The sequence below is a fragment of the Sphingomonas sp. PP-F2F-A104-K0414 genome (assembly GCF_004340945.1).
Lineage (GTDB): Bacteria > Pseudomonadota > Alphaproteobacteria > Sphingomonadales > Sphingomonadaceae > Sphingomonas.
Genome location: NZ_SLYD01000007.1, coordinates 88,122 through 107,987 on the forward strand (window position 1 = coordinate 88,122; position 19,866 = coordinate 107,987).

A 19,866-nucleotide genomic window follows, 5' to 3' on the forward strand; every position below is an offset into this window, starting at 1 on the left:
CAGTTTATGACAGGCCGTCGAAACAGCTCACTCATCCCGGGTGCACGGCACCTATGTTCGTCAAGCAACTAAACGTCATTCCCGCGAAGGCGGGAACCTATACTGGCATGCCTCTTGATGGGATCCCTCTTGATGGGATCGCTAGCGTTCGAGCATATGGATCCCCGCCTCCGCGTGGATGGCGAAGATAGATGCCGGCTGGCATCATAGCGGGCGTAGATGCGTGTATGCGCGGAATGGCCGGCACTTCCCAAGGCCCGACGCGGGAGTAACTCCCGCGTCGTCGGCCGGGCCTTTGGCCCGCCGGCCGGACTGGCGCCGTCTCGCGATTAGCCATTGGCTAATCGCGTGCGGCTTGGCCTTACTTGCTGCGCTCGACCTGCTCGAACTCGAGCTCCACAGGCGTAGCACGCCCGAAGATCGACACCGAAACCTTGACGCGGCTGCGGTCGAAGTCGAGTTCTTCCACAAGCCCGTTGAAGGTCGCGAACGGACCGTCGAGGACCTTGACCTGGTCGCCGATCTCGTAGTCGACCTTGACCTTCTGCTTGGGCGCAGCGGCGGCTTCTTCCTTGCTGTTCAGCATCCGCGTGGCTTCCGCCTCGCTGATCGCCTGCGGCTTGCCCATGCTGCCGAGGAAACCGGTGACCTTCGGCGTGTTCTTCACCAGGTGATACACGTCGTCGTTCATGTTCAGCTTGGCGAGCACGTAGCCCGGCATGAACTTGCGCTCGACCGCGATCTTCTTGCCGCGACGGGCTTCGGTCGTGGTTTCGGTCGGGACTTCGATCTGCTCGACGAGCTGTTCGAGACCCATCCGGGTCGCCTCGGCCATGATCGAGTCGCGGACCTTGCCCTCGAAGCCCGAATAGGCGTGAATGATGTACCAGCGCGCCATGACGGAACCTTGCTTACTGAGCGAGTTTGAGGAGGGCGGAGACGATCGCTTGCAGGATCGAGTCGACGCCCAGGAAGAACAGCGCGAGGATCGTCGTCATGATCACCACCATCACGCCGGTCATGACCGTCTCGCGACGCGTCGGCCACGTGACCTTCGCGGTCTCGTTGCGGACCTGCTGGATGAATTCGAGGGGGGACGTCTTCGCCACGATGTTCTTCGAACCCGCTGATTGAGAAACTGAGATGCGAGGCATAGACCCACTATCCGCTCCCTGTGAAGGGCCGCGGCGGCAGGTCCGTCCTCGCTGTCGGAAGCGCGGCAGATAGCTGCCGTCTCAGGTGAAAGCAAGTGCGCGGCAGGGGAGGGGCGGGCGTCGTATCGAAAGCGACACGGCGGTGGCTGGGAGAAGTGGCGGGGGAGAGCGCTTGGGTCACTCGATCCCCCGCACGATCGTCTTGCCGGTGCCGGTTTCACCGGCGGCTCCGCTCCCACGGTTTCTTTTTATCGTTCGGCTTGACGACGGCATGGCCGGTGTACGCGCAACGCGGACGAAAAAAAAGGCCGGTACAAGACCGGCCATGAAAGTTTTTAGGAGAGGATGCCTGAAAGGCCTGATCGTTGTGCATCGCAGCACATCATAGAGCAATTGCGAAAATTGCATTATGAAATGCATTTTCTGCAATCGCGATGGACGTGCGAAGGCACCGCGTGAAACGGTGCCGTTCGAAATCGAAATTTAAAGGGGGTGGCAGGAGTGCTCGGATTCGAACCGAGGGCCTTCGGTTTTGGAGACCGACGCTCTAACCAACTGAGCTACACTCCTACACGGACGCGCCCCTTACCCAGCCTTTTTCGGAAGGGCAAGCGATCTTGGCACGTGGCCCGCTATGAATAGGCAGGACGCGGTGCACTGTGTACGGTTCGCCCGACGACGTTAAGCCCACGGGATCGCTGTAGGAAAGTTTATTCGTATGAAGGCGGGATTGATGATGCTGGTGCTGCCGGCGGCGGCGCTACTCATGGGGGCAGGGCCCATACCACAAGTTCCCGACCTCGGGCCGCAACTCGAACGCTTCACCTACCCGTGGCCGGTTCAGACGATGGAAGTCGATATCGTCGGTAGTCCTGCGCAAATGGCGTTCATGGATATCGCGCCGCAGCGACCCAATGGCCGCACGGTCGTCCTGCTCCACGGCAAGAACTTCTGCGGCGCGACCTGGGGCAGCACCGCGCGGGCGCTGAGCGAAGTCGGCTACCGCGTGATCGTCCCCGATCAGTTCGGCTTCTGCAAATCGTCCAAGCCCCGCGCGGCACAATATAGCTTCGAGATGCTGGCGACGTTCACCAAGCGGCTCCTCGAATCGCGCGGCATCACGCGGGCGACGATCGTCGGGCATTCGATGGGCGGTATGCTCGCGATGCGGTACGTGATCCTCTATCCGGCCTCGGTCGAGAAGCTGGTCCTCGTCAATCCGCTCGGCCTGAAGGATCGCGGCGAGGAGGGGGTGCCCTATACCGACGTCGACACGCTCTGGGCGAACGAGAAGAAGACGAGCTATGCGTCGATCAAGGCGTACCAGCTCGAGAACTATTACCACGGCGTATGGAAGCCGTCTTATGATCGCTGGGTCTGGATGCAGGCGGGCATGTACCAGGGCACAGGGCGCGACACCGTTGCGCTCGCGCAGGCGAAAACCAGCGAGATGATCAAGACGCAACCGGTCGCACACGAACTTTACCGGATCACGCCTCCTACGACGCTAATCGTCGGCACGCTCGATAAGACGGCTTTCGGCCGCGCGCAGGCCCCGACGAACTTGCGCAAGTTTCTCGAACCGATCCCGACGGTGGCGCCGCGTGCGGTCAAGCAGATGCCGAATGCGAGGCTCGTGATGCTCGAGGGGCTGGGTCACTCGCCACAGGTCGAGGATCCGGCGCGGTTCGAGAAAGCGTTGTTGGCGGCACTGGAGATGCCGCGCCGCTAGGGTAGGTGAGGCGTTAGGAGGGCCTGTGTCGCGCGTTCATTGGTCGAGGCCATGCGATAATGGCGCATGTTGGGGTCGAGCCAGCATCGTCCTTCGCGGATAGGTCGGCGCGCGACGGAAAACCGAGAAGTAGCGCGACTTGGTATGTCGCGATCATCATCGATACCGCGCCCAGAACGGCGAGGGCCTGCGTGTCCAGGATATAGGCGAGGATGGCGAGCGTAGAGCCCGCTTGGACTGCTACGGCGATGAACCATCCGGTCCGGTCTCGTCTTGTCAACGCGACGCTCAGTGCAAGAATGTCGCACAGGAAGAAATAGCGTTCGTGCATGTGGGGCAGCACGCCGACAACCAGTAAGACCGCAAGCAAGGCTGCTGCCGGTATCACTCGAGCGGGCAATCGGTGCGACGCAAGCCAGGCGATATAGCTCGCGCTGGCGCCAGTCGCGATTGCCATCGCCATTGCTTTCAAGGGGAGGTCGCCGATCAAGGGTAGAGTCTGGATAATGATCCAGGCGTTGGGTGCGTTCAACGACAAGACATCGGAATAGGCGGCCTGGCGAAAATAGATCGTCACAAGGTCGCCAAATGGCCAGCCTACCGCCCACGCCGGCACCAGTGTCAATAAGACGACGAGGGGTGCAATCAGCCACAGCCGCGTGGAAACCCGGCGGTTGATCAGCAGGGCGACAACGAACGGCCCGAGAAACGCTGCCTGCAATTTAATCGCGATCGCCAATCCGAACCAAGCGAGCATGGGCGCGTGGCGACGCTCGATCGCCATCGCTACCGCCATGATGCAAGCTGCTGCCCACACCGCATCGCATTGCGCGAGGAAGGGCGCATTGAGCAGCGTCGATGGCAAAGCGAGGACAAGCGCCGCGCCACGCGCCGGCTGCGCGCAATCGAGTGCCCTGAGGAGTCGCCATACCGCCAGCGCCAGCGCAATGCTGCCCGCGGTCGACAGCAGCTTTATCACCGTGACCAGCGGAAAGATCGCGGCCAATGGCGAGGCAAACGCGAGGAGATATAGATAGGGTGGGGTATAGTTGCTGAACGGCGTCGCGAATGCGCCAATCATGCCAGTATGCCGGATATGTTCGAGCCACGGGATCAGATACTCGTCGACGTCATTGGCTCGAAACGGCCACAATGCCGCATGGGCGACCAAGGCGCAGGCCAGCGTCAAGGCGACCGGCGGCAGACGAAGAGTATTGGTGGGCTGCATCCGCGTGGAATACGACGGGGATGGTTTCCCCGCGGTTAAACTGACTGCGACCAAAGCTGCGACCGAACATCCCGCACCTTCGTGCGCCGGGCTGGGCCATTCGCGATTCCGCCCCGTTGACCCGAGCCGCGTCCTCGCATATAGGCGCGGCCTGTTCTTCGGGAGTGTTTCCCGCCGGGCATGCTTGAACATTGCTGGATGCATTCCAGGGCCTGAGGAGCGTTTGCGCTTCAGAGGGTCCTTTTTGTATTCTCAGGCGCCTCATGGCTCCAGCAAAGTAACCACTTGAAAGGTGAAGGCTTCAATGCCGACGATCAACCAGCTGGTCCGCAAGGGCCGCGATCCGCAGAAGGCCAAGTCGAAGGTCCCTGCGATGGAAGCAAATCCGCAGAAGCGTGGCGTTTGCACGCGCGTCTACACGACGACCCCGAAGAAGCCGAACTCGGCTCTGCGTAAGGTGGCCAAGGTTCGCCTGACCAACCAGCGCGAAGTCATCAGCTACATCCCGGGCGAGGGCCACAATCTTCAGGAGCATTCGGTTGTCCTGATCCGTGGCGGTCGTGTCCGCGATCTTCCCGGTGTTCGCTATCACGTCCTGCGCGGCGTGCTCGATACACAGGGTGTGAAGGACCGGCGTCAGTCGCGTTCCAAGTACGGCGCTAAGCGTCCGAAGTAAGCCGGTCAGGTATCTGATCACTAAGGCTGAAGTTTAGAAGGAATACAAAATGGCACGTCGTCGTCGTCCCGAAAAGCGGGTTATCCTGCCTGATCCCAAGTTCGGGGATGAGGTTCTGTCGAAGTTCATGAACAGCGTCATGCTGGACGGCAAGAAGTCCGTCGCAGAGCTGATCGTGTACGGCGCATTCGAAACCGTCGAGCAGCGCGCCAAGCGCGACCCGATCGGCGTTTTCCACGATGCGCTGAACAACGTGAAGCCGGGCATCGAAGTCCGTTCGCGCCGCGTCGGTGGTGCAACGTACCAGGTGCCGGTCGAGGTTCGTCCCGAGCGTGCACAGGCGCTGGCGATTCGCTGGCTGATCGGTGCGGCACGTTCGCGCAGCGAGAACACGATGGCCGCACGGCTGTCGGGTGAGCTGATGGACGCAGCCAACAACCGTGGTAACGCGGTCAAGAAGCGTGAAGATACGCACCGGATGGCGGAAGCCAACCGTGCATTCTCGCACTACCGCTGGTAACAGCGGGCTTCCTGCCGCTGGTAACAGCGAGCTTTGAAGCCTAGCATTGCTATCCGTGTGACGGGCGGTCTTTCGCCTGTCATGCAAACACCTATATATTGGGGAGCCGGCACGTTCGGCTCCCCATATCCTTAAGGAAGCACGATCATGGCCCGCAGCCATCCGCTCGACCGTTACCGCAACATCGGCATCATGGCGCACATTGACGCCGGTAAGACGACGACGACCGAGCGCATCCTCTATTACACCGGCAAGTCCTACAAGATCGGCGAAGTGCACGAAGGCACCGCGACGATGGATTGGATGGAGCAGGAGCAGGAGCGCGGGATCACGATCACGTCGGCTGCGACCACCTGCAAGTGGCGCGCCGAAGAAGGTAAGGGCGAAGAGCACCTTATCAACATCATCGATACGCCTGGCCACGTCGACTTCACGATCGAAGTCGAGCGTTCGCTCCGCGTGCTCGATGGCGCGGTCGCATGCTTCGACGGCGTTGCCGGCGTCGAGCCGCAGTCCGAGACCGTGTGGCGTCAGGCCGACAAGTACGGCGTGCCGCGCATGTGCTTCGTCAACAAGCTCGACCGCACCGGCGCCGATTTCTACTTCTGCGTGAACTCGATCATCGAGCGTCTCGGCGCGCGTCCGGCAGTGCTGTATCTTCCGATCGGCATGGAAGGCGGCTTCAAGGGCCTCGTCGATCTCGTCGAGAACCGTGCGATCATCTGGCTCGAAGAGAGCCTCGGCGCGAAGTTCGAATATGCCGAGATCCCCGCGGATCTGGTCGAGAAGGCCGCGAAGTATCGCAGCGAACTGATCGAGATGGCCGTCGAGCAGGACGATGCCCTCATGGAGGCCTATCTCGAAGGCAACGAGCCGAGCGTCGCCGACCTCAAGGCGCTGATCCGCAAGGGTACGCTGAGCATGGCGTTCGTGCCGGTCGTTTGCGGTTCGGCGTTCAAGAACAAGGGCGTTCAGCCCCTGCTCGACGCCGTCGTCGACTATCTGCCTTCGCCGCTCGACGTTCCCGCGATCCAGGGTCTGAAGCTCGACGGCGTGACGCCGGACGAGCGTCCTTCGTCGGACGAGGTTCCGTTCTCGGCACTGGCGTTCAAGATCATGAACGATCCGTTTGTCGGCACGCTGACCTTCGCCCGCATCTATTCGGGTAAGCTGGAGACCGCATCGCAGGTTACCAACTCGGTCAAGGACAAGAAGGAAAAGGTCGGTCGCATGCTGCTTATGCATGCGAATAGCCGTGAGGACATCCAGGAGGCTTTCGCTGGCGACATCGTCGCTCTCGCGGGTCTCAAGGATACCACGACCGGTGACACGCTCTGCGCGATGAACGCACCGATCATTCTCGAGCGGATGGAATTCCCCGAGCCCGTGATCGAGCTGTCGGTGGAGCCGAAGACCAAGGCCGACCAGGAGAAGATGGGCGTCGCGCTCAATCGCCTCGCACGCGAGGATCCTTCGTTCCGCGTGTCGTCGGACCCCGAGTCGGGCCAGACCATCATCAAGGGCATGGGCGAGCTCCATCTCGAGATCCTGGTCGATCGCATGAAGCGTGAGTTCAAGGTCGAGGCGAACGTCGGCGCTCCTCAGGTCGCGTATCGCGAGTATCTGAAGAAGCCGGTCGACGTCGACTACACGCACAAGAAGCAGTCGGGTGGTACCGGCCAGTTCGGTCGCGTGAAGGTCAAGGTCACGCCGGGCGAGCGCGGTTCGGGCATCACGTTCAAGGACGAGATCAAGGGCGGCAACATTCCGAAGGAATATCTGCCCGCGATCGAGAAGGGCTTCCGCGAAACCGCTGCGTCGGGTTCGCTGGTCGGATTCCCGATCATCGATTTCGAGATCGTGCTGTATGACGGCGCGTATCACGACGTCGACTCGTCGGCGTTGGCGTTCGAAATCTGTGCACGCGGCGCGATGCGCGAAGTGGCACAGAAGTCGGGCATCACGCTGCTCGAGCCGGTCATGAAGGTTGAGGTCGTCACCCCGGAGGATTATCTGGGCGACGTCATCGGCGACATGAACAGCCGTCGTGGCCAGATCCAGGGCACCGACAGCCGCGGCAACGCGCAGACGGTCGAGGCGATGGTCCCGCTGGCCAACATGTTCGGCTATGTGAACTCGCTTCGCTCGTTCACGCAGGGTCGCGCGCAGTACTCGATGCAGTTCTCGCACTATGACGAAGTGCCGCAGAATGTTGCTGACGAGGTGAAGGCTAAGCTGGCGTAAGCCGAAGGTGCACGGAGCTAGGGCAACCTAGCTCCGAGACGCCGTAAGGCCGGCCGGCCTCGGGCTCTCCCGAGGTCCGACGGCACGGAATTCACTTCCGTGTCGGCCCCCTACGCAAGGCAGGGGCTGGCGCAACGCTTTAACAGCCGCTATTGGGCCGCGTTCGCGCGGTTCCCGGGGTGGCACCGGAATACGAATCAGAAGGTAGGAAACAATGGCCAAGGCAAAATTTGAGCGGAACAAGCCGCATCTCAACATCGGCACCATCGGTCACGTCGATCATGGCAAGACGTCGCTCACCGCTGCGATCACGAAGGTTCTGGCAGAGACGACCGGCGGTACCGCCGTCGACTTCGCCAACATTGACAAGGCTCCCGAGGAGCGCGAGCGCGGCATCACGATCTCGACCGCACACGTCGAGTACGAGACGGCCAACCGTCACTATGCGCACGTCGATTGCCCGGGCCACGCCGATTATGTGAAGAACATGATCACTGGCGCAGCCCAGATGGACGGCGCGATCCTCGTCGTTTCGGCGACCGATGGCCCGATGCCACAGACCCGTGAGCACATCCTGCTCGCACGCCAGGTCGGCGTGCCCGCAATGGTCGTGTTCATGAACAAGGTCGATCTGGTCGACGACGAGGAAATCCTCGAGCTGGTCGAAATGGAAATCCGCGAGCTGCTCAGCTCGTACGACTTCCCGGGCGACGACATCCCCGTCATCAAGGGTTCGGCTACCTGCGCACTGTCGGGTTCGAACCAGAAGCTCGGCGCCGACGCCGTCACCGAGCTGATGCAGGCCGTCGACGAGTACATCCCGCAGCCAGAGCGTCCGCTCGACAAGCCGTTCATGATGCCGATCGAGGACGTCTTTTCGATCTCGGGTCGTGGTACGGTCGTCACCGGCCGCGTCGAGACCGGCATCGTCAAGGTTGGCGAGGAAGTCGAGATCGTCGGCATTCACCCGACCGTCCGCAAGACCACGGTCACGGGCGTCGAGATGTTCCGCAAGCTGCTCGACCAGGGCCAGGCTGGCGATAACGTCGGCGCACTGATCCGCGGCGTTGCACGCGACGAAGTCGAGCGTGGCCAGGTGCTCTGCAAGCCAGGCACGATCAAGCCGCACACCGACTTCAACTCGGAAGTGTACGTGCTGTCGAAGGAAGAGGGTGGCCGTCACACGCCGTTCTTCGCCAACTACCGCCCGCAGTTTTACTTCCGTACGACGGACGTGACCGGCACCGTCGAGCTGCCTGAGGGCACCGAGATGGTCATGCCAGGCGACAACGTGTCGCTCGGCATCAAGCTGATCGCACCGATCGCCATGGACGTGGGCCAGCGCTTCACGATCCGCGAAGGCGGCCGTACCGTCGGTGCAGGCGTCGTGAGCCAGATCGACAAGTAAGCATCACCTCCATCGGGAGTTGATCGAAGAGCCCGGCTTCTCGCGAGAGAGGCCGGGCTTTTTCGTGTTTGGTGCCTTTTCCACCACGACGCGTGACGATTGCAGGTATTCGACAATCGGCTAGTCTATGCCCCACAATAGGGGGCGGGCTCATGAGGGCGGAATGTCAGTGCGGTCAGATCGCGGTCGAGCTTCCCGGCCCTACGCCTGCTCTGGTCGCTTGCCATTGTATTGCGTGCCAGCGTCGGACTGGATCGCCGTTTGCCGTCCTTGCCTATTATCCGGCAGACCAGCTCACGATCGTCGGCGAGGGCAGGCGGTTCGAACGGGCGACGGACGAGGGCAATTGTTTTGAGACGTTCTTTTGCGCGGAGTGTGGATCAACTGTCTACGCCAAGGCCGGCAAGCATCCGTCGATGATCGGAGTCGCGGTTGGCGCGATCGCCGACCCCACATTTCAGGCTCCCGTTCGGTCGGTTTGGGAACAGTCGATGCACGATTGGGTGACAGTGCCGGGCGACGTTCAGCATTTTCCCCGGGGGCGCGGGTGAAGGCGTTCGTTGTCGGTGAGAGCAGTTCATGGCATAATGCCAGTGGAGAACGCGCAGATGGCATCCATGAATATATCGCTGCCAGATCCGATGCGCGACTACGTGCAGGAGCGGATCGACCGCGGGCAGTACGCCAGCGTTAGCGATTATTTCCGCGACCTGGTTGCACGAGATCAAAGCGCCGTCGAGAATGAGGAGCGTTGGCTTAGCGAGTTGGATTCATCAATATCCGGTAGCTTGGCCGAAATGAACGCCGGCGGGGGCGTGGCGCTGGATGTCGCGTGCGACGCGGTGCTGGCTGAAATCGAGGGGACGCGCCGTCAGTCGCACGCATGAGAGTCGTTTTGTCGTCGCATGCGGTTACCGACCTCAATAAAATCGGTTTGTATATCGCTGCTGACAATCCATCTCGCGCGGCCTCTTTCGTGGGCGAATTGCGTGAAGTGGCGCTGCGAATCGCCGACGTGCCGCTCGGCTTCCCATTGGTGGCGCGCTATGAAGCGCTTGGCATCCGCCGAAGGTCCTGGAAGGGCTACGGCATCCTGTACTCGGCGTTGCCCGGCCGGGTGTTCGTCCACCGCATCATCGGCCCCGGTCAGGATTACGATCGAGTGCTGAGCACGATCTAATCGAGCAGGGGCGGGTAGCTATTCCCGTAAGTGCGCTCGCCGGTCCCGATAACTTTCAACCCCCGGTTGCATTTCGCCCGACTCTCCCGTAATGGCCCGCCTTCGGTTTAAACATCAACCAGCAAGAGCCCGGAAACGGGCCCGCTCTTTCGCATCGGTAGGGACTATGGACAGCAATATCCGCATTCGTCTGAAGGCGTTCGATCACCGTGTGCTCGATCAGGCCACTGGCGACATCGCCGACACCGCACGCCGCACCGGCGCGCTCATCCGCGGTCCGATTCCCCTTCCGACGCGCATCGAAAAGTTCACCGTGAACCGCGGCCCGCACATCGACAAGAAGTCGCGCGAGCAGTTCGAGGTGCGCACGTACAAGCGTATGCTGGATATCGTCCAGCCGACGCCGCAGACGGTCGATGCGCTGATGAAGCTGGACCTCGCCGCTGGCGTTGACGTCGAGATCAAGCTCGCCTAAGGGCTGGCGTGGCGCGGTCGACCGGTAACGGTCCCGCGCCGTTCGACATTGGGATACCGCCGTCGGTGAAAACCGACGGGGCAGCGTCCCCCGTCACGCTTCCGCATTTGCAGGAGCACCAGCCCGGGACGGGGGCACGTTTCGTATTTACCGGGTTGAACCGACTCCATTCAGGGCATTTGCCGGGGATGGGGTCAGGTGGACGCATCATGGAGTTCGCTCCGGACATGGTCCGCAAGCCCCCGAGGAATAGTCCGACGGGGCCTCTGTCTAGGAAGGGACAAGATCATGCGTACTGGCGTGATCGCGAAGAAAATGGGGATGACCCGCCTGTTCCAGGAAGATGGTCGGCACGTGCCGGTCACCGTTCTGGCACTCGAAGGCAATCAGGTCGTTTCCGTTCGCGAAATGGATCGTGACGGCTACACTGCCGTCCAGCTTGGTGCAGGTGTTGCCAAGTCGAAGAATGTCGCAAAGCCGCAGCGCGGCCATTTCGGCAAGGCCGAAGTGGAGCCCAAGGCTGTCGTCCATGAGTTCCGCGTGAACGCAGACGGCCTGCTCGACGTCGGCGCCGAGATTTCGGCCGACCACTACGTCGCAGGCCAGATCGTCGATATCCAGGGCAAGACCCAGGGTAAGGGCTTCCAGGGCGGCATGAAGCGTTGGGGCTTCGGCGGTCTGCGGGCGACCCACGGCGTGTCGGTCTCGCACCGTTCGCTCGGTTCGACCGGTCAGCGCCAGGATCCGGGCAAGGTCTTCAAGAACAAGAAGATGGCCGGCCACATGGGCGACAAGTATCGCACCCAGCAGAACCTCGAGATCGTATCGACGGACGTCGAGCGTGGTCTCCTGTTCGTCAAGGGTTCGGTTCCTGGCTCCAAGGGCGGCTGGCTCTTCGTCAAGGACTCGGTGAAGGTCGCGCGCCACGCCGACGCACCGTTCCCCGCCGGTCTCAAGACCGCAAACAGCAACACCGCAGCAGACACGCCGGCCGAAACGACCGACGCACCTGCAGCCGACGGCCAGGAGGGCTGAGCGTGAAGATCAAGGTTTCATCTTTCGCCGGCACTGACGCAGCGGACATCGAGCTCAACGACGAGGTCTTCGGCCTCGACCCGCGCGCCGACATCCTGCACCGTGTCGTCACCTGGCAGCTCGAGAAGCGTCGCGAGACGGCTCGTGGCACCCGTGAGCGCGCAGACGTCGCACGCACCGGCAAGAAGTTCGGTCGCCAGAAGGGCGGCGGTACGGCTCGTCACGGCGATCGTCGCGCCCCTGTGTTCATCGGTGGTGGTAAGGCTCACGGCGCACGCGTCCGTGACTTCAACCCGTCGCTGAACAAGAAGGTTCGCTCGCTCGGCTTGCGGATGGCTCTCAGCAGCCACGCCAAGGCGGGTTCGCTGGTCATCATGGACAGCCTGGCTGTCGAGGGTGGCAAGACCAAGACGCTGCAGGGCGATCTCGCAAAGCTCGGCTTCGGCAAGCGTGCGCTTGTCATCGACGGCGACATGGTCGACACCAGCTTCGCATTCGCTGCGGGCAACCTGTACGAAGTTAACGTGATGCCGGCTGCCGGCGCGAACGTTTACGACATCCTGAAGCATGACACGCTGGTGCTGACGCGCGCCGCTGTCGAAAAGCTGGAGGCGCGCTTCCATGGCTAAGAAGCAGAAGGCGGGCATCGATAATCGTCATTACGACGTTATCTTGGCACCGCACATCACCGAGAAGACGACGACCCTGTCGGAGTTCAACGCGGTTGTGTTCAAGGTATCGAACGATGCCACGAAGCCCGAGATCAAGGCGGCCGTTGAGGCGCTGTTCGACGTGAACGTCGTCGGCGTGAACACGCTCGTCCAGAAGGGCAAGACCAAGAAGTGGAAGGGCACGAACTACTCGCGCTCCGACATGAAAAAGGCAATCGTGACGTTGAAGGACGGTCAGTCCATCGACGTGACGACGGGGATCTGAGGCCATGGCACTCAAGCATTATAATCCGACATCGCCGGCACGCCGCGGTCTTATCCTGGTCGACAAGTCGTCGCTCTGGAAGGGTCGCCCCGTCAAGGCGCTGACCGAAGGTAAGCACAAGACCGGCGGTCGTAACAACAAGGGCCATGTGACCTCGCGCGGCATCGCCGGCGGTCACAAGCAGAAGTACCGCTACATCGACTTCAAGCGTCGCAAGTGGGACGTCGAAGGCACCGTCGAGCGGATCGAGTATGATCCCAACCGCACCGCGTTCATCGCCCTGGTCAAGTACCCGGACGAGGAGCTCGCCTACATCCTGGCGCCACAGCGTCTGGCTGTCGGCGACAAGGTCCTCGCGGCCAAGAAGACCGACGTGAAGCCAGGCAATGCCATGGAACTCGGTCAGATGCCGGTCGGCACCATCGTCCACAACGTGGAGATGAAGCCGATGAAGGGTGGCCAGATCGCCCGTTCGGCCGGCACTTATGTGCAGGTCGTCGGTCGCGACAAGGGCATGGTGATGGTCCGCCTGAACTCGGGCGAGCAGCGCTACATCCGCAGCGATTGCATGGCGACGGTTGGCGCGGTCTCGAACCCCGACAACCAGAACCAGAACCTGGGCAAGGCAGGCCGTTCGCGCTGGATGGGCATCCGTCCTCTGACGCGCGGCGTCGCCAAGAACCCGGTCGACCATCCGCACGGCGGTGGTGAAGGCCGTACCTCGGGTGGCCGTCATCCGGTTACGCCTTGGGGCAAGCCGACGAAGGGTGCGCGCACGCGTCATAACAAGTCGACCGACAAGATGATCATCCGGTCGCGTCATTCGACGAAGAGGAAGGGCTAACATGGCTCGTTCAGTCTGGAAGGGCCCCTTCGTGGACCTTCATCTGCTCAAGAAGGCAGAAACCGCCCAGGACACTAACGCGCGTTCGCCGATCAAGACCTGGTCGCGTCGCTCGACGATCCTGCCGTCGTTCGTGGGTCTCACGTTCAACGTCTATAACGGCCGCAAGTTCGTGCCCGTCTCGGTCAACGAAGACATGGTCGGCATGAAGCTCGGTGAGTTCGCGCCCACGCGCTACTTCCCCGGCCACTCCGCCGACAAGAAGGGCAAGCGCTGATGTCTAAGCAAGTCAGCCCGCGCAAGGTCGCGGACAACGAGGCGCTTTCGGTCGGTACGCAGATCCGTGGTTCCGCGCAGAAGCTCGGCCTCGTGGCTGCGCTGATCCGTGGCAAGAAGGTCGGCGATGCGATGAACATCCTCGCCTTCTCGACCAAGGGCATGGCGATCGAAGCGCGCAAGGTGCTGGCCTCGGCCATCGCCAACGCCGAGAACAACCATAACCTCGACGTCGACGCACTCGTCGTCGCCGAGGCTTCGGTCGGCAAGTCGATCACGATGAAGCGCTTCGCTACCCGCGGCCGCGGCAAGTCGACCCGCATTCTCAAGCCATTCAGCCGTCTGCGCATTGTCGTGCGCGAGCAGGAAGAAGCATAATGGGTCAGAAGAGCAACCCCATCGGTCTGCGTCTGCAGATCAACCGTACCTGGGATAGCCGCTGGTACGCCGAAGGCGCCGACTATGGTCGGCTCCTGCTCGAGGATCTCAAGATCCGGGCGTTCATCATGAAGACGCTGCCGCAGGCCGCGATCTCCAAGGTGGTCATCGAGCGTCCGGCCAAGCTGGCCCGCATCTCCATCTTCGCTGCACGCCCCGGCGTGATCATCGGCAAGAAGGGTGCGGACATCGAGAAGCTGCGTTCGACGATCGGCAAGATGACGTCGTCGACCGTGTCGCTGAACATCGTCGAGATCCGTAAGCCGGAAGTCGATGCGCGTCTCGTCGCGCAGGGCATTGCCGATCAGCTCGAGCGTCGTATCGCCTTCCGTCGCGCCATGAAGCGTGCGGTCCAGTCGGCGATGCGTCTCGGTGCCGAAGGCATCCGGGTGAACTGCGGTGGCCGTCTTGGCGGCGCCGAGATCGCACGGTCGGAGAGCTATCGTGAGGGTCGGGTTCCGTTGCACACGCTGCGCGCGAACATCGATTATGCCGAGGCTACGGCGCACACGTCTTACGGCGTTTGCGGCGTGAAGGTCTGGGTCTTCAAGGGCGAGATTCTCGGCAACGATCCGACGTCGTACGACCGCATCATGATGGAGGCTCAGACCTCCGGCGTGCGGCCGCAGCGCGACGATCGTCGCTAAGGGGCAGGAACAGACATGCTGCAACCAAAAAAGACCAAGTTCCGGAAGGCCTTCAAGGGCAAGATTTCGGGCGACGCCAAGAGTGGCTTCTCGCTCAATTTCGGCTCCTACGGCCTCAAGGCGATGGAACCCGACCGGATCACCGCACGCCAGATCGAAGCGGCCCGCCGCGCGATCACGCGTCACATGAAGCGCCAGGGGCGTTTGTGGATCCGCATTTTCCCAGACCTTCCGGTCTCGGGAAAGCCAGCCGAAGTCCGCATGGGTAAGGGCAAGGGCGCGCCGGAATACTGGGCCGCTCGCGTCAAGCCGGGTCGGATCCTGTTCGAGCTCGACGGCGTCGACGGCAAGATCGCCGCCGAGGCGTTCGAGCGGGCGGCCATGAAGCTGCCGATCAAGGTAAAGGTCGTTGCCCGCCTGGGCGACACCTCGCATCTGGGAGGCGAGTAAGATCATGGCTCGTATCGACGACATGAAGACCAAGAGCGACGACCAACTGTCGGAGTCGCTCGGCGAACTGAAGCGTGAGCAGTTCAACCTGCGCTTCCAGGCCGCCACGAACCAGCTCGAAAAGCCGAGCCGCGTTCGTGAGGTCCGCCGCGACATCGCTCGCATCAAGACCCTGCAGGCTCAGCGCACCAGCGCTGAAGCCGCGAAGTAAGGAACGTATCATGCCGAAGCGCGTGCTGACCGGTCTGGTCGTGTCCGACAAGGGCGACAAGACGGTGGTCGTGAACGTCGAGCGTAAGGTGAAGCACCCGCTCTACGGGAAGATCATCCGTCGCTCGAAGAAGTATCATGCTCATGACGAGAGCAACGAGTTCAAGCAGGGCGAGACCGTGCGGATCGAAGAGACCGCACCGATCTCCAAGCTGAAGACCTGGAAGGTGATCGAGCGGGTCAACACCCACGCGACACCGGAGCGGGCTTCGGCCGAGGGCTGAACTGGTACACTTCAACCCCGTCACCCCAGCTTACGCGGGGGTGACGGGTTTGAGTGGTAGGCATTCAAACGTACGTCACCCCAGCGAAAGCTGGGGTCTCGTGCGGCAGGGACGGACTTCGTTACCGGGATATCCCAGCTTTCGCTGGGATGACGGTAGCGAGATCGTTCTTGTGAAATACGAGTGGAACGGCTAAGCGGCCGCTCCTCCCCGCTGCGGTTCGTCCGTGGCGGGGTGATTTTTTAGGCGGGGTTCGGTCGGTATCGACCCCAGAGACAGAGAAGGGATACGGATCCATGATCCAGATGCAGTCCAATCTCGACGTCGCTGACAACAGCGGCGCGAAGCGGGTGCAGTGCATCAAGGTGCTTGGGGGTTCCAAGCGTCGTGTTGCAGGCGTTGGCGACATCATCGTCGTCAGCATCAAGGAAGCGCAGCCACGTGGCCGTGTGAAGAAGGGCGACGTTCACCGCGCGGTGATCGTGCGTACCGCCAAGGATATCCGCCGTGCAGACGGTACGGTCATCCGCTTCGACGGCAATGCCGCGGTGCTGGTCAACAAGAACGAGGAGCCGATCGGCACCCGTATCTTCGGCCCAGTCGTTCGCGAGCTGCGCGGCAAGAAGCACATGAAGATCATCAGCCTCGCGCCGGAGGTGCTGTAATGGCGTCGCAGCGTATCAAGAAGGGTGACAAGGTCATCGTCCTGTCCGGCAAGGACAAGGGCAAGACCGGTGAAGTCACCGTTTCCATGCCGAAGACCGACAAGGTCGTCGTGTCGGGCGTCAACATCGCCGTGCGCCACACCAAGCCGACTCAGGGTGACCCGCAGGGTGGCCTGATCCGCAAGGAGGCACCGATGCACGTTTCGAAGGTTGCGCACGTGACCGCCGACGGCAAGCCGACCCGCGTCCGCTTCGAGGAGCAGGACGGCAAGAAGGTCCGCGTCGCCGTCAAGACCGGGGAGAAGATCAATGGTTGATCAGAACACTGGCGCTGAGAACACCGGCACCGAGGCCGTCTACGTTGCGCGCATGCGCAAGCTGTACGACGAGACGATCATCAAGGCGATGACCGAGAAGTTCGGTTACAAGAACGTCATGGAAATCCCGCGGCTCGACAAGATCGTGCTGAACATGGGCGTCGGCGAAGCCACGCAGGACAAGAAGAAGGTCGACCAGGCTGCTTCCGAAATGGAGCTGATCGCCGGCCAGAAGCCTGTCGTGACGAAGGCCAAGAAGTCGATCGCGCAGTTCAAGCTGCGTGAAGGCATGCCGATCGGCGTGAAGGTCACCCTTCGCCGCGAGCGCATGTACGAGTTTCTCGACCGTTTCATCACGATCGCTCTTCCCCGTGTCCGCGATTTCCGCGGCCTCAACCCGAAGAGCTTCGATGGCCGTGGCAACTATGCCTGCGGTATCAAGGAGCAGATCGTGTTCCCAGAAATCAGCTATGACCGGGTCGACAAGGTCCGCGGCATGGATGTGATCGTGACGACGACCGCAAAGACCGACGACGAGGCTCGCGAGCTTCTCCGTCTGTTCGGTTTCCCGTTCCCGATCGAAGACGACGCTGCCGACGAGAAGAAGGCAGCTTAATCTAAGTCCCCCTCCCGCTTGCGGGAGGGGTCAGGGGAGGGGCCTCGCGCGTAACAGGCGTTGGTCCTTCCCTCCCCCAACCCCTCCCGCAAGCGGGAGGGGAGCTAGCAAAGAAAGAACTTAAGTCGATGGCGAAACTGAGTTCAGTCAACAAGAACGAGCGCCGCAAGCGCATGGTCAAGCAGTATGCCCCGAAGTACGCGGCACTGAAGGCTATCGCAGCGGACAAGACGCTCGACGACGGTGAGCGTCTGATCGCTCGCCTCAAGATGGCGGCACTGCCGCGCAACGCGAACCCGACCCGCATCCGTAACCGGTGCGAGCTGACCGGTCGCCCGCGCGCCTATTACCGCAAGTTCCGGCTCTGCCGTATTCAGCTGCGCGATCTGGCCAACAAGGGCCTCATCCCCGGCGTCACGAAGTCGAGCTGGTAAGGACTAAATCATGGCAGTGACCGATCCCCTGGGTGATTTGCTCACCCGTATCCGTAATGGCCAGCGCGCGAAGAAGGACTCCGTCCTCACGCCGGCGTCGAAGCTGCGCGTCCGCGTGCTCGACGTTCTGCAGCGCGAAGGCTATATCCGTGGCTATAGCGAAGAGCAGATGGGCCCCGCGGCCGGCCTTCGCATCGAGCTGAAGTATTTCGAGGGCCAGCCTGCGATCAAGCATGTCGCGCGCGTCTCGAAGCCCGGCCGTCGCGTCTATTCCGGCTCGCAGGAACTCCCGCGCGTCCGTAACGGCCTCGGCATCACCATCGTCTCGACGCCCCGTGGCGTGCTGTCGGATTCCGAAGCGCGCGAGCAGAACGTCGGCGGCGAAGTCCTCGCGGAGGTGTTCTGATGAGCCGCATTGGTAAGAAGCCGGTCACCGTACCGGCGGGCATCACGCCGACCATCGAGAACAAGCAGCTGACGATGAAGGGCCCCAAGGGTACCCTCAAGATGCCGCTTCGCGACGAGATCAGCTACACGATCGAAGACGGCGGCATTTCGGTGCAGCCGGCCAACGATACCAAGCGCGCTCGCGCGTTCTGGGGCATGCAGCGGACCATGGTGCAGAACCTGGTCACCGGCGTGTCGGAAGGCTTCACCAAGAAGCTGCTGATCACCGGCGTCGGCTATCGTGCCGCAGCGCAGGGTCGCAACCTCAAGCTGCAGCTCGGCTACAGCCACGACGTCAACATCGACGTGCCGGAGGGGATCGAAGTCAAGACCCCCGACAACACGACGATCGAGATCTCAGGTTCGGACAAGCAGATGGTCGGTCAGCTGGCCGCGGAAATTCGTCAGTGGCGCAAGCCCGAGCCTTACAAGGGCAAGGGTATCAAGTACGACGGCGAGTTCATCTTCCGCAAGGAAGGGAAGAAGAAGTAATGACCAAGGGACTTTCTCTTTTCGCCAAGCGGCGTCGCCGCAACCGTACCGCGCTCCGCGCACGTGCAGGCACCCGTCCGCGGTTGTCGGTGCATCGCTCGGGCAAGCACATCTATGCCCAGGTGATCGACGATGCCGCTGGCACGACGGTCGCATCGGCCTCGACGCTGGAGAAGGACGTGCGCGGCACGTCCGGCGCCAACATCGACGCGGCGACTTCGGTCGGCAAGCGCGTCGCCGAGGCTGCCAAGGCAGCGGGCGTGACCCAGGTCGTGTTCGATCGCGGCGGCTTCCTCTACCACGGTCGCGTGAAGGCTCTTGCCGATGCCGCGCGCGAAGCCGGATTGGAGTTCTAAGACATGGCTGACGAAAACAACACGCCGGCAGTAATCGCTCCCGAGACGACCGCACAGGACGTCACGGCTCAGAACGTTCCGCAGAGCACTGGCTACCAGGGCAACAACGGTGGCGGTCGCGGTCGCGGCGGTCCCGGTGGCGGCGGCGGCGGTGGTCGTGGTGGCCCCGGCGGCAACCGCAGCGGTGGCCCAGGCGGCAACCGCGGTGGTCGCGACGGCGGTCGCGGTCGCGACAATCGTGGCGGTCGTCCCGGTGCGGACGATGGCGGCGAAGAGCTGATCGAGAAGCTGGTGCACATCAACCGCGTCTCGAAGACGGTCAAGGGCGGTAAGCGCTTCGGCTTTGCAGCGCTCGTCGTCGTCGGCGACGGCAAGGGTCGTGCAGGCTTCGGTCATGGCAAGGCACGCGAAGTGCCGGAAGCCATCTCGAAGGCGACGGCTGCTGCCAAGAAGAAGATGGTTCGCGTTCCGTTGAAGGACGGCCGCACGCTGCATCATGACGGCAACGGTCACTTCGGTGCCGGCAAGGTCACGCTGCGGTCGGCGCCTCAGGGTACGGGCATCATCGCCGGTGGCCCGATGCGCGCAGTCTTCGAGTCGCTGGGCGTTGCGGACGTTGTGACCAAGTCGGTCGGCACGTCGAACCCCTACAACATGATCCGCGCCACGTTCGAGGCCCTTGGCGAGCAGACCTCTCCCAAGGCCGTCGCACAGCGTCGCGGCAAGAAGATCGCCGACCTGCTCGGCCATGGTGGTTCGAAGACCGCCGAGGCCGATGCAGCTGCGATCACGGAGTAAGCGA

The 19,866-nt window shown here is 62.1% G+C and carries 29 protein-coding genes and 1 tRNA gene; 26 read left to right on the forward strand and 4 right to left on the reverse strand.

Annotated elements, in window-relative coordinates; translation table 11 throughout:
- Positions 1–361: 361 nt before the first annotated feature.
- The 3 genes from nusG to C8J46_RS16540 form a co-directional block, all read right to left on the reverse strand.
- Entirely contained in the window at positions 362–898 is a 537-nt protein-coding gene (gene nusG / locus C8J46_RS16530) for a transcription termination/antitermination protein NusG (protein WP_055872668.1), read from the reverse strand.
- Between the two features lie 13 nt (positions 899–911).
- Positions 912–1,109, reverse strand: a complete 198-nt coding sequence (gene secE / locus C8J46_RS16535; protein ID WP_056047594.1) for a preprotein translocase subunit SecE — start codon at positions 1,107–1,109, stop codon at positions 912–914.
- A 538-nt stretch (positions 1,110–1,647) separates the two neighbouring features.
- Positions 1,648–1,724: transfer RNA gene (locus C8J46_RS16540), tRNA-Trp, on the reverse strand.
- 148 nt (positions 1,725–1,872) lie between these two features.
- Between C8J46_RS16540 and C8J46_RS16545 the strand changes: the two genes are divergently transcribed.
- A complete protein-coding gene (locus C8J46_RS16545; RefSeq protein ID WP_243643457.1) occupies positions 1,873–2,886 on the forward strand; it encodes an alpha/beta hydrolase in 1,014 nt (337 codons plus the stop codon).
- A gap of 13 nt (positions 2,887–2,899) precedes the next feature.
- Here C8J46_RS16545 and C8J46_RS16550 read toward each other — a convergent pair whose 3' ends face one another.
- Positions 2,900–4,114: a hypothetical protein gene (locus C8J46_RS16550; RefSeq protein ID WP_132741510.1), complete on the reverse strand. Its 1,215-nt coding sequence runs from the start codon at positions 4,112–4,114 to the stop codon at positions 2,900–2,902.
- A gap of 304 nt (positions 4,115–4,418) precedes the next feature.
- Between C8J46_RS16550 and rpsL the strand changes: the two genes are divergently transcribed.
- From rpsL to rpsE, 25 genes are all read left to right on the forward strand, one after another.
- Entirely contained in the window at positions 4,419–4,790 is a 372-nt protein-coding gene (gene rpsL, locus C8J46_RS16555; RefSeq protein ID WP_010164594.1) for a 30S ribosomal protein S12, read from the forward strand.
- A 49-nt stretch (positions 4,791–4,839) separates the two neighbouring features.
- Complete coding sequence (rpsG, locus tag C8J46_RS16560; RefSeq protein WP_055872660.1) at positions 4,840–5,310, forward strand: 30S ribosomal protein S7; 471 nt, start codon at positions 4,840–4,842, stop codon at positions 5,308–5,310.
- A 147-nt stretch (positions 5,311–5,457) separates the two neighbouring features.
- On the forward strand, positions 5,458–7,554 hold the full coding sequence (gene fusA / locus C8J46_RS16565) for an elongation factor G (protein WP_132741513.1): 2,097 nt from the start codon (positions 5,458–5,460) through the stop codon (positions 7,552–7,554).
- 214 nt (positions 7,555–7,768) lie between these two features.
- The gene (gene tuf / locus C8J46_RS16570; RefSeq protein WP_132741515.1) at positions 7,769–8,962 is read left to right on the forward strand and encodes an elongation factor Tu; all 1,194 of its coding nucleotides are present in this window, start codon (positions 7,769–7,771) and stop codon (positions 8,960–8,962) included.
- Positions 8,963–9,570: 608 nt separating this feature from the next.
- Positions 9,571–9,849, forward strand: a complete 279-nt coding sequence (locus C8J46_RS16580; protein WP_132741519.1) for a type II toxin-antitoxin system ParD family antitoxin — start codon at positions 9,571–9,573, stop codon at positions 9,847–9,849.
- Positions 9,846–10,142: a type II toxin-antitoxin system RelE/ParE family toxin gene (locus tag C8J46_RS16585; protein ID WP_132741521.1), complete on the forward strand. Its 297-nt coding sequence runs from the start codon at positions 9,846–9,848 to the stop codon at positions 10,140–10,142. Before C8J46_RS16580 ends, C8J46_RS16585 begins: the two co-directional genes overlap by 4 nt.
- Before the next feature lie 166 nt (positions 10,143–10,308).
- Positions 10,309–10,617, forward strand: a complete 309-nt coding sequence (gene rpsJ / locus C8J46_RS16590) for a 30S ribosomal protein S10 (RefSeq protein ID WP_007406109.1) — start codon at positions 10,309–10,311, stop codon at positions 10,615–10,617.
- 288 nt (positions 10,618–10,905) lie between these two features.
- Positions 10,906–11,652 (forward strand): 50S ribosomal protein L3, encoded by a 747-nt coding sequence (gene rplC, locus C8J46_RS16595; RefSeq protein WP_056060507.1) that lies wholly within the window; start codon positions 10,906–10,908, stop codon positions 11,650–11,652.
- Positions 11,653–11,654: 2 nt separating this feature from the next.
- Complete coding sequence (gene rplD, locus C8J46_RS16600) at positions 11,655–12,281, forward strand: 50S ribosomal protein L4 (RefSeq protein WP_056047616.1); 627 nt, start codon at positions 11,655–11,657, stop codon at positions 12,279–12,281.
- Positions 12,274–12,588: a 50S ribosomal protein L23 gene (locus tag C8J46_RS16605; RefSeq protein ID WP_056047618.1), complete on the forward strand. Its 315-nt coding sequence runs from the start codon at positions 12,274–12,276 to the stop codon at positions 12,586–12,588. Before rplD ends, C8J46_RS16605 begins: the two co-directional genes overlap by 8 nt.
- Positions 12,589–12,592: 4 nt before the next feature.
- A complete protein-coding gene (gene rplB, locus C8J46_RS16610) occupies positions 12,593–13,432 on the forward strand; it encodes a 50S ribosomal protein L2 (RefSeq protein WP_055872649.1) in 840 nt (279 codons plus the stop codon).
- Position 13,433: 1 nt separating this feature from the next.
- Positions 13,434–13,709, forward strand: coding sequence for a 30S ribosomal protein S19 (rpsS, locus tag C8J46_RS16615; protein ID WP_031393761.1), 276 nt, complete (start codon positions 13,434–13,436; stop codon positions 13,707–13,709).
- Positions 13,709–14,086 carry a 50S ribosomal protein L22 gene (gene rplV, locus C8J46_RS16620; protein ID WP_056047621.1) on the forward strand — a complete coding sequence of 126 codons (378 nt, stop codon included), beginning with the start codon at positions 13,709–13,711 and terminating at the stop codon, positions 14,084–14,086. Before rpsS ends, rplV begins: the two co-directional genes overlap by 1 nt.
- Positions 14,086–14,793, forward strand: a complete 708-nt coding sequence (gene rpsC, locus C8J46_RS16625) for a 30S ribosomal protein S3 (RefSeq protein ID WP_055872646.1) — start codon at positions 14,086–14,088, stop codon at positions 14,791–14,793. Before rplV ends, rpsC begins: the two co-directional genes overlap by 1 nt.
- A 15-nt stretch (positions 14,794–14,808) precedes the next feature.
- Positions 14,809–15,243: a 50S ribosomal protein L16 gene (gene rplP / locus C8J46_RS16630; RefSeq protein WP_031393758.1), complete on the forward strand. Its 435-nt coding sequence runs from the start codon at positions 14,809–14,811 to the stop codon at positions 15,241–15,243.
- A gap of 4 nt (positions 15,244–15,247) precedes the next feature.
- A complete protein-coding gene (gene rpmC / locus C8J46_RS16635; protein ID WP_055872644.1) occupies positions 15,248–15,454 on the forward strand; it encodes a 50S ribosomal protein L29 in 207 nt (68 codons plus the stop codon).
- 10 nt (positions 15,455–15,464) lie between these two features.
- On the forward strand, positions 15,465–15,737 hold the full coding sequence (rpsQ, locus tag C8J46_RS16640; RefSeq protein ID WP_031393756.1) for a 30S ribosomal protein S17: 273 nt from the start codon (positions 15,465–15,467) through the stop codon (positions 15,735–15,737).
- Positions 15,738–16,033: 296 nt separating this feature from the next.
- Positions 16,034–16,402: a 50S ribosomal protein L14 gene (gene rplN / locus C8J46_RS16645; protein ID WP_031393755.1), complete on the forward strand. Its 369-nt coding sequence runs from the start codon at positions 16,034–16,036 to the stop codon at positions 16,400–16,402.
- Entirely contained in the window at positions 16,402–16,719 is a 318-nt protein-coding gene (gene rplX / locus C8J46_RS16650; protein WP_056047623.1) for a 50S ribosomal protein L24, read from the forward strand. Before rplN ends, rplX begins: the two co-directional genes overlap by 1 nt.
- Positions 16,720–16,771: 52 nt before the next feature.
- A complete protein-coding gene (rplE, locus tag C8J46_RS16655) occupies positions 16,772–17,335 on the forward strand; it encodes a 50S ribosomal protein L5 (protein WP_082441396.1) in 564 nt (187 codons plus the stop codon).
- A gap of 128 nt (positions 17,336–17,463) precedes the next feature.
- Positions 17,464–17,769, forward strand: coding sequence for a 30S ribosomal protein S14 (gene rpsN / locus C8J46_RS16660; RefSeq protein WP_056015537.1), 306 nt, complete (start codon positions 17,464–17,466; stop codon positions 17,767–17,769).
- A 10-nt stretch (positions 17,770–17,779) separates the two neighbouring features.
- Entirely contained in the window at positions 17,780–18,175 is a 396-nt protein-coding gene (gene rpsH, locus C8J46_RS16665) for a 30S ribosomal protein S8 (protein ID WP_031393751.1), read from the forward strand.
- A complete protein-coding gene (gene rplF, locus C8J46_RS16670) occupies positions 18,175–18,708 on the forward strand; it encodes a 50S ribosomal protein L6 (protein ID WP_056047628.1) in 534 nt (177 codons plus the stop codon). The genes rpsH and rplF overlap by 1 nt, the downstream gene beginning before the upstream one ends.
- Complete coding sequence (gene rplR / locus C8J46_RS16675; RefSeq protein WP_031393749.1) at positions 18,708–19,064, forward strand: 50S ribosomal protein L18; 357 nt, start codon at positions 18,708–18,710, stop codon at positions 19,062–19,064. Before rplF ends, rplR begins: the two co-directional genes overlap by 1 nt.
- A gap of 3 nt (positions 19,065–19,067) precedes the next feature.
- Positions 19,068–19,862, forward strand: a complete 795-nt coding sequence (gene rpsE / locus C8J46_RS16680) for a 30S ribosomal protein S5 (protein ID WP_060524133.1) — start codon at positions 19,068–19,070, stop codon at positions 19,860–19,862.
- The last annotated feature ends 4 nt before the right edge of the window (positions 19,863–19,866 follow it).

Bases quoted from the DNA above. Each gene is read 5' to 3' on its own strand.
- nusG (WP_055872668.1), bottom strand. From the start codon at position 898: ATGGCGCGCTGGTACATCATTCACGCCTATTCGGGCTTCGAGGGCAAG.
- C8J46_RS16545 (WP_243643457.1), top strand. From the start codon at position 1,873: ATGAAGGCGGGATTGATGATGCTGGTGCTGCCGGCGGCGGCGCTACTC.
- C8J46_RS16550 (WP_132741510.1), bottom strand. From the start codon at position 4,114: ATGCAGCCCACCAATACTCTTCGTCTGCCGCCGGTCGCCTTGACGCTG.
- rpsL (WP_010164594.1), top strand. From the start codon at position 4,419: ATGCCGACGATCAACCAGCTGGTCCGCAAGGGCCGCGATCCGCAGAAG.
- rpsG (WP_055872660.1), top strand. From the start codon at position 4,840: ATGGCACGTCGTCGTCGTCCCGAAAAGCGGGTTATCCTGCCTGATCCC.
- fusA (WP_132741513.1), top strand. From the start codon at position 5,458: ATGGCCCGCAGCCATCCGCTCGACCGTTACCGCAACATCGGCATCATG.
- tuf (WP_132741515.1), top strand. From the start codon at position 7,769: ATGGCCAAGGCAAAATTTGAGCGGAACAAGCCGCATCTCAACATCGGC.
- C8J46_RS16580 (WP_132741519.1), top strand. From the start codon at position 9,571: ATGGCATCCATGAATATATCGCTGCCAGATCCGATGCGCGACTACGTG.
- C8J46_RS16585 (WP_132741521.1), top strand. From the start codon at position 9,846: ATGAGAGTCGTTTTGTCGTCGCATGCGGTTACCGACCTCAATAAAATC.
- rpsJ (WP_007406109.1), top strand. From the start codon at position 10,309: ATGGACAGCAATATCCGCATTCGTCTGAAGGCGTTCGATCACCGTGTG.
- rplC (WP_056060507.1), top strand. From the start codon at position 10,906: ATGCGTACTGGCGTGATCGCGAAGAAAATGGGGATGACCCGCCTGTTC.
- C8J46_RS16605 (WP_056047618.1), top strand. From the start codon at position 12,274: ATGGCTAAGAAGCAGAAGGCGGGCATCGATAATCGTCATTACGACGTT.
- rplB (WP_055872649.1), top strand. From the start codon at position 12,593: ATGGCACTCAAGCATTATAATCCGACATCGCCGGCACGCCGCGGTCTT.
- rpsS (WP_031393761.1), top strand. From the start codon at position 13,434: ATGGCTCGTTCAGTCTGGAAGGGCCCCTTCGTGGACCTTCATCTGCTC.
- rplV (WP_056047621.1), top strand. From the start codon at position 13,709: ATGTCTAAGCAAGTCAGCCCGCGCAAGGTCGCGGACAACGAGGCGCTT.
- rpsC (WP_055872646.1), top strand. From the start codon at position 14,086: ATGGGTCAGAAGAGCAACCCCATCGGTCTGCGTCTGCAGATCAACCGT.
- rplP (WP_031393758.1), top strand. From the start codon at position 14,809: ATGCTGCAACCAAAAAAGACCAAGTTCCGGAAGGCCTTCAAGGGCAAG.
- rpmC (WP_055872644.1), top strand. From the start codon at position 15,248: ATGGCTCGTATCGACGACATGAAGACCAAGAGCGACGACCAACTGTCG.
- rpsQ (WP_031393756.1), top strand. From the start codon at position 15,465: ATGCCGAAGCGCGTGCTGACCGGTCTGGTCGTGTCCGACAAGGGCGAC.
- rplN (WP_031393755.1), top strand. From the start codon at position 16,034: ATGATCCAGATGCAGTCCAATCTCGACGTCGCTGACAACAGCGGCGCG.
- rplX (WP_056047623.1), top strand. From the start codon at position 16,402: ATGGCGTCGCAGCGTATCAAGAAGGGTGACAAGGTCATCGTCCTGTCC.
- rplE (WP_082441396.1), top strand. From the start codon at position 16,772: ATGCGCAAGCTGTACGACGAGACGATCATCAAGGCGATGACCGAGAAG.
- rpsN (WP_056015537.1), top strand. From the start codon at position 17,464: ATGGCGAAACTGAGTTCAGTCAACAAGAACGAGCGCCGCAAGCGCATG.
- rpsH (WP_031393751.1), top strand. From the start codon at position 17,780: ATGGCAGTGACCGATCCCCTGGGTGATTTGCTCACCCGTATCCGTAAT.
- rplF (WP_056047628.1), top strand. From the start codon at position 18,175: ATGAGCCGCATTGGTAAGAAGCCGGTCACCGTACCGGCGGGCATCACG.
- rplR (WP_031393749.1), top strand. From the start codon at position 18,708: ATGACCAAGGGACTTTCTCTTTTCGCCAAGCGGCGTCGCCGCAACCGT.
- rpsE (WP_060524133.1), top strand. From the start codon at position 19,068: ATGGCTGACGAAAACAACACGCCGGCAGTAATCGCTCCCGAGACGACC.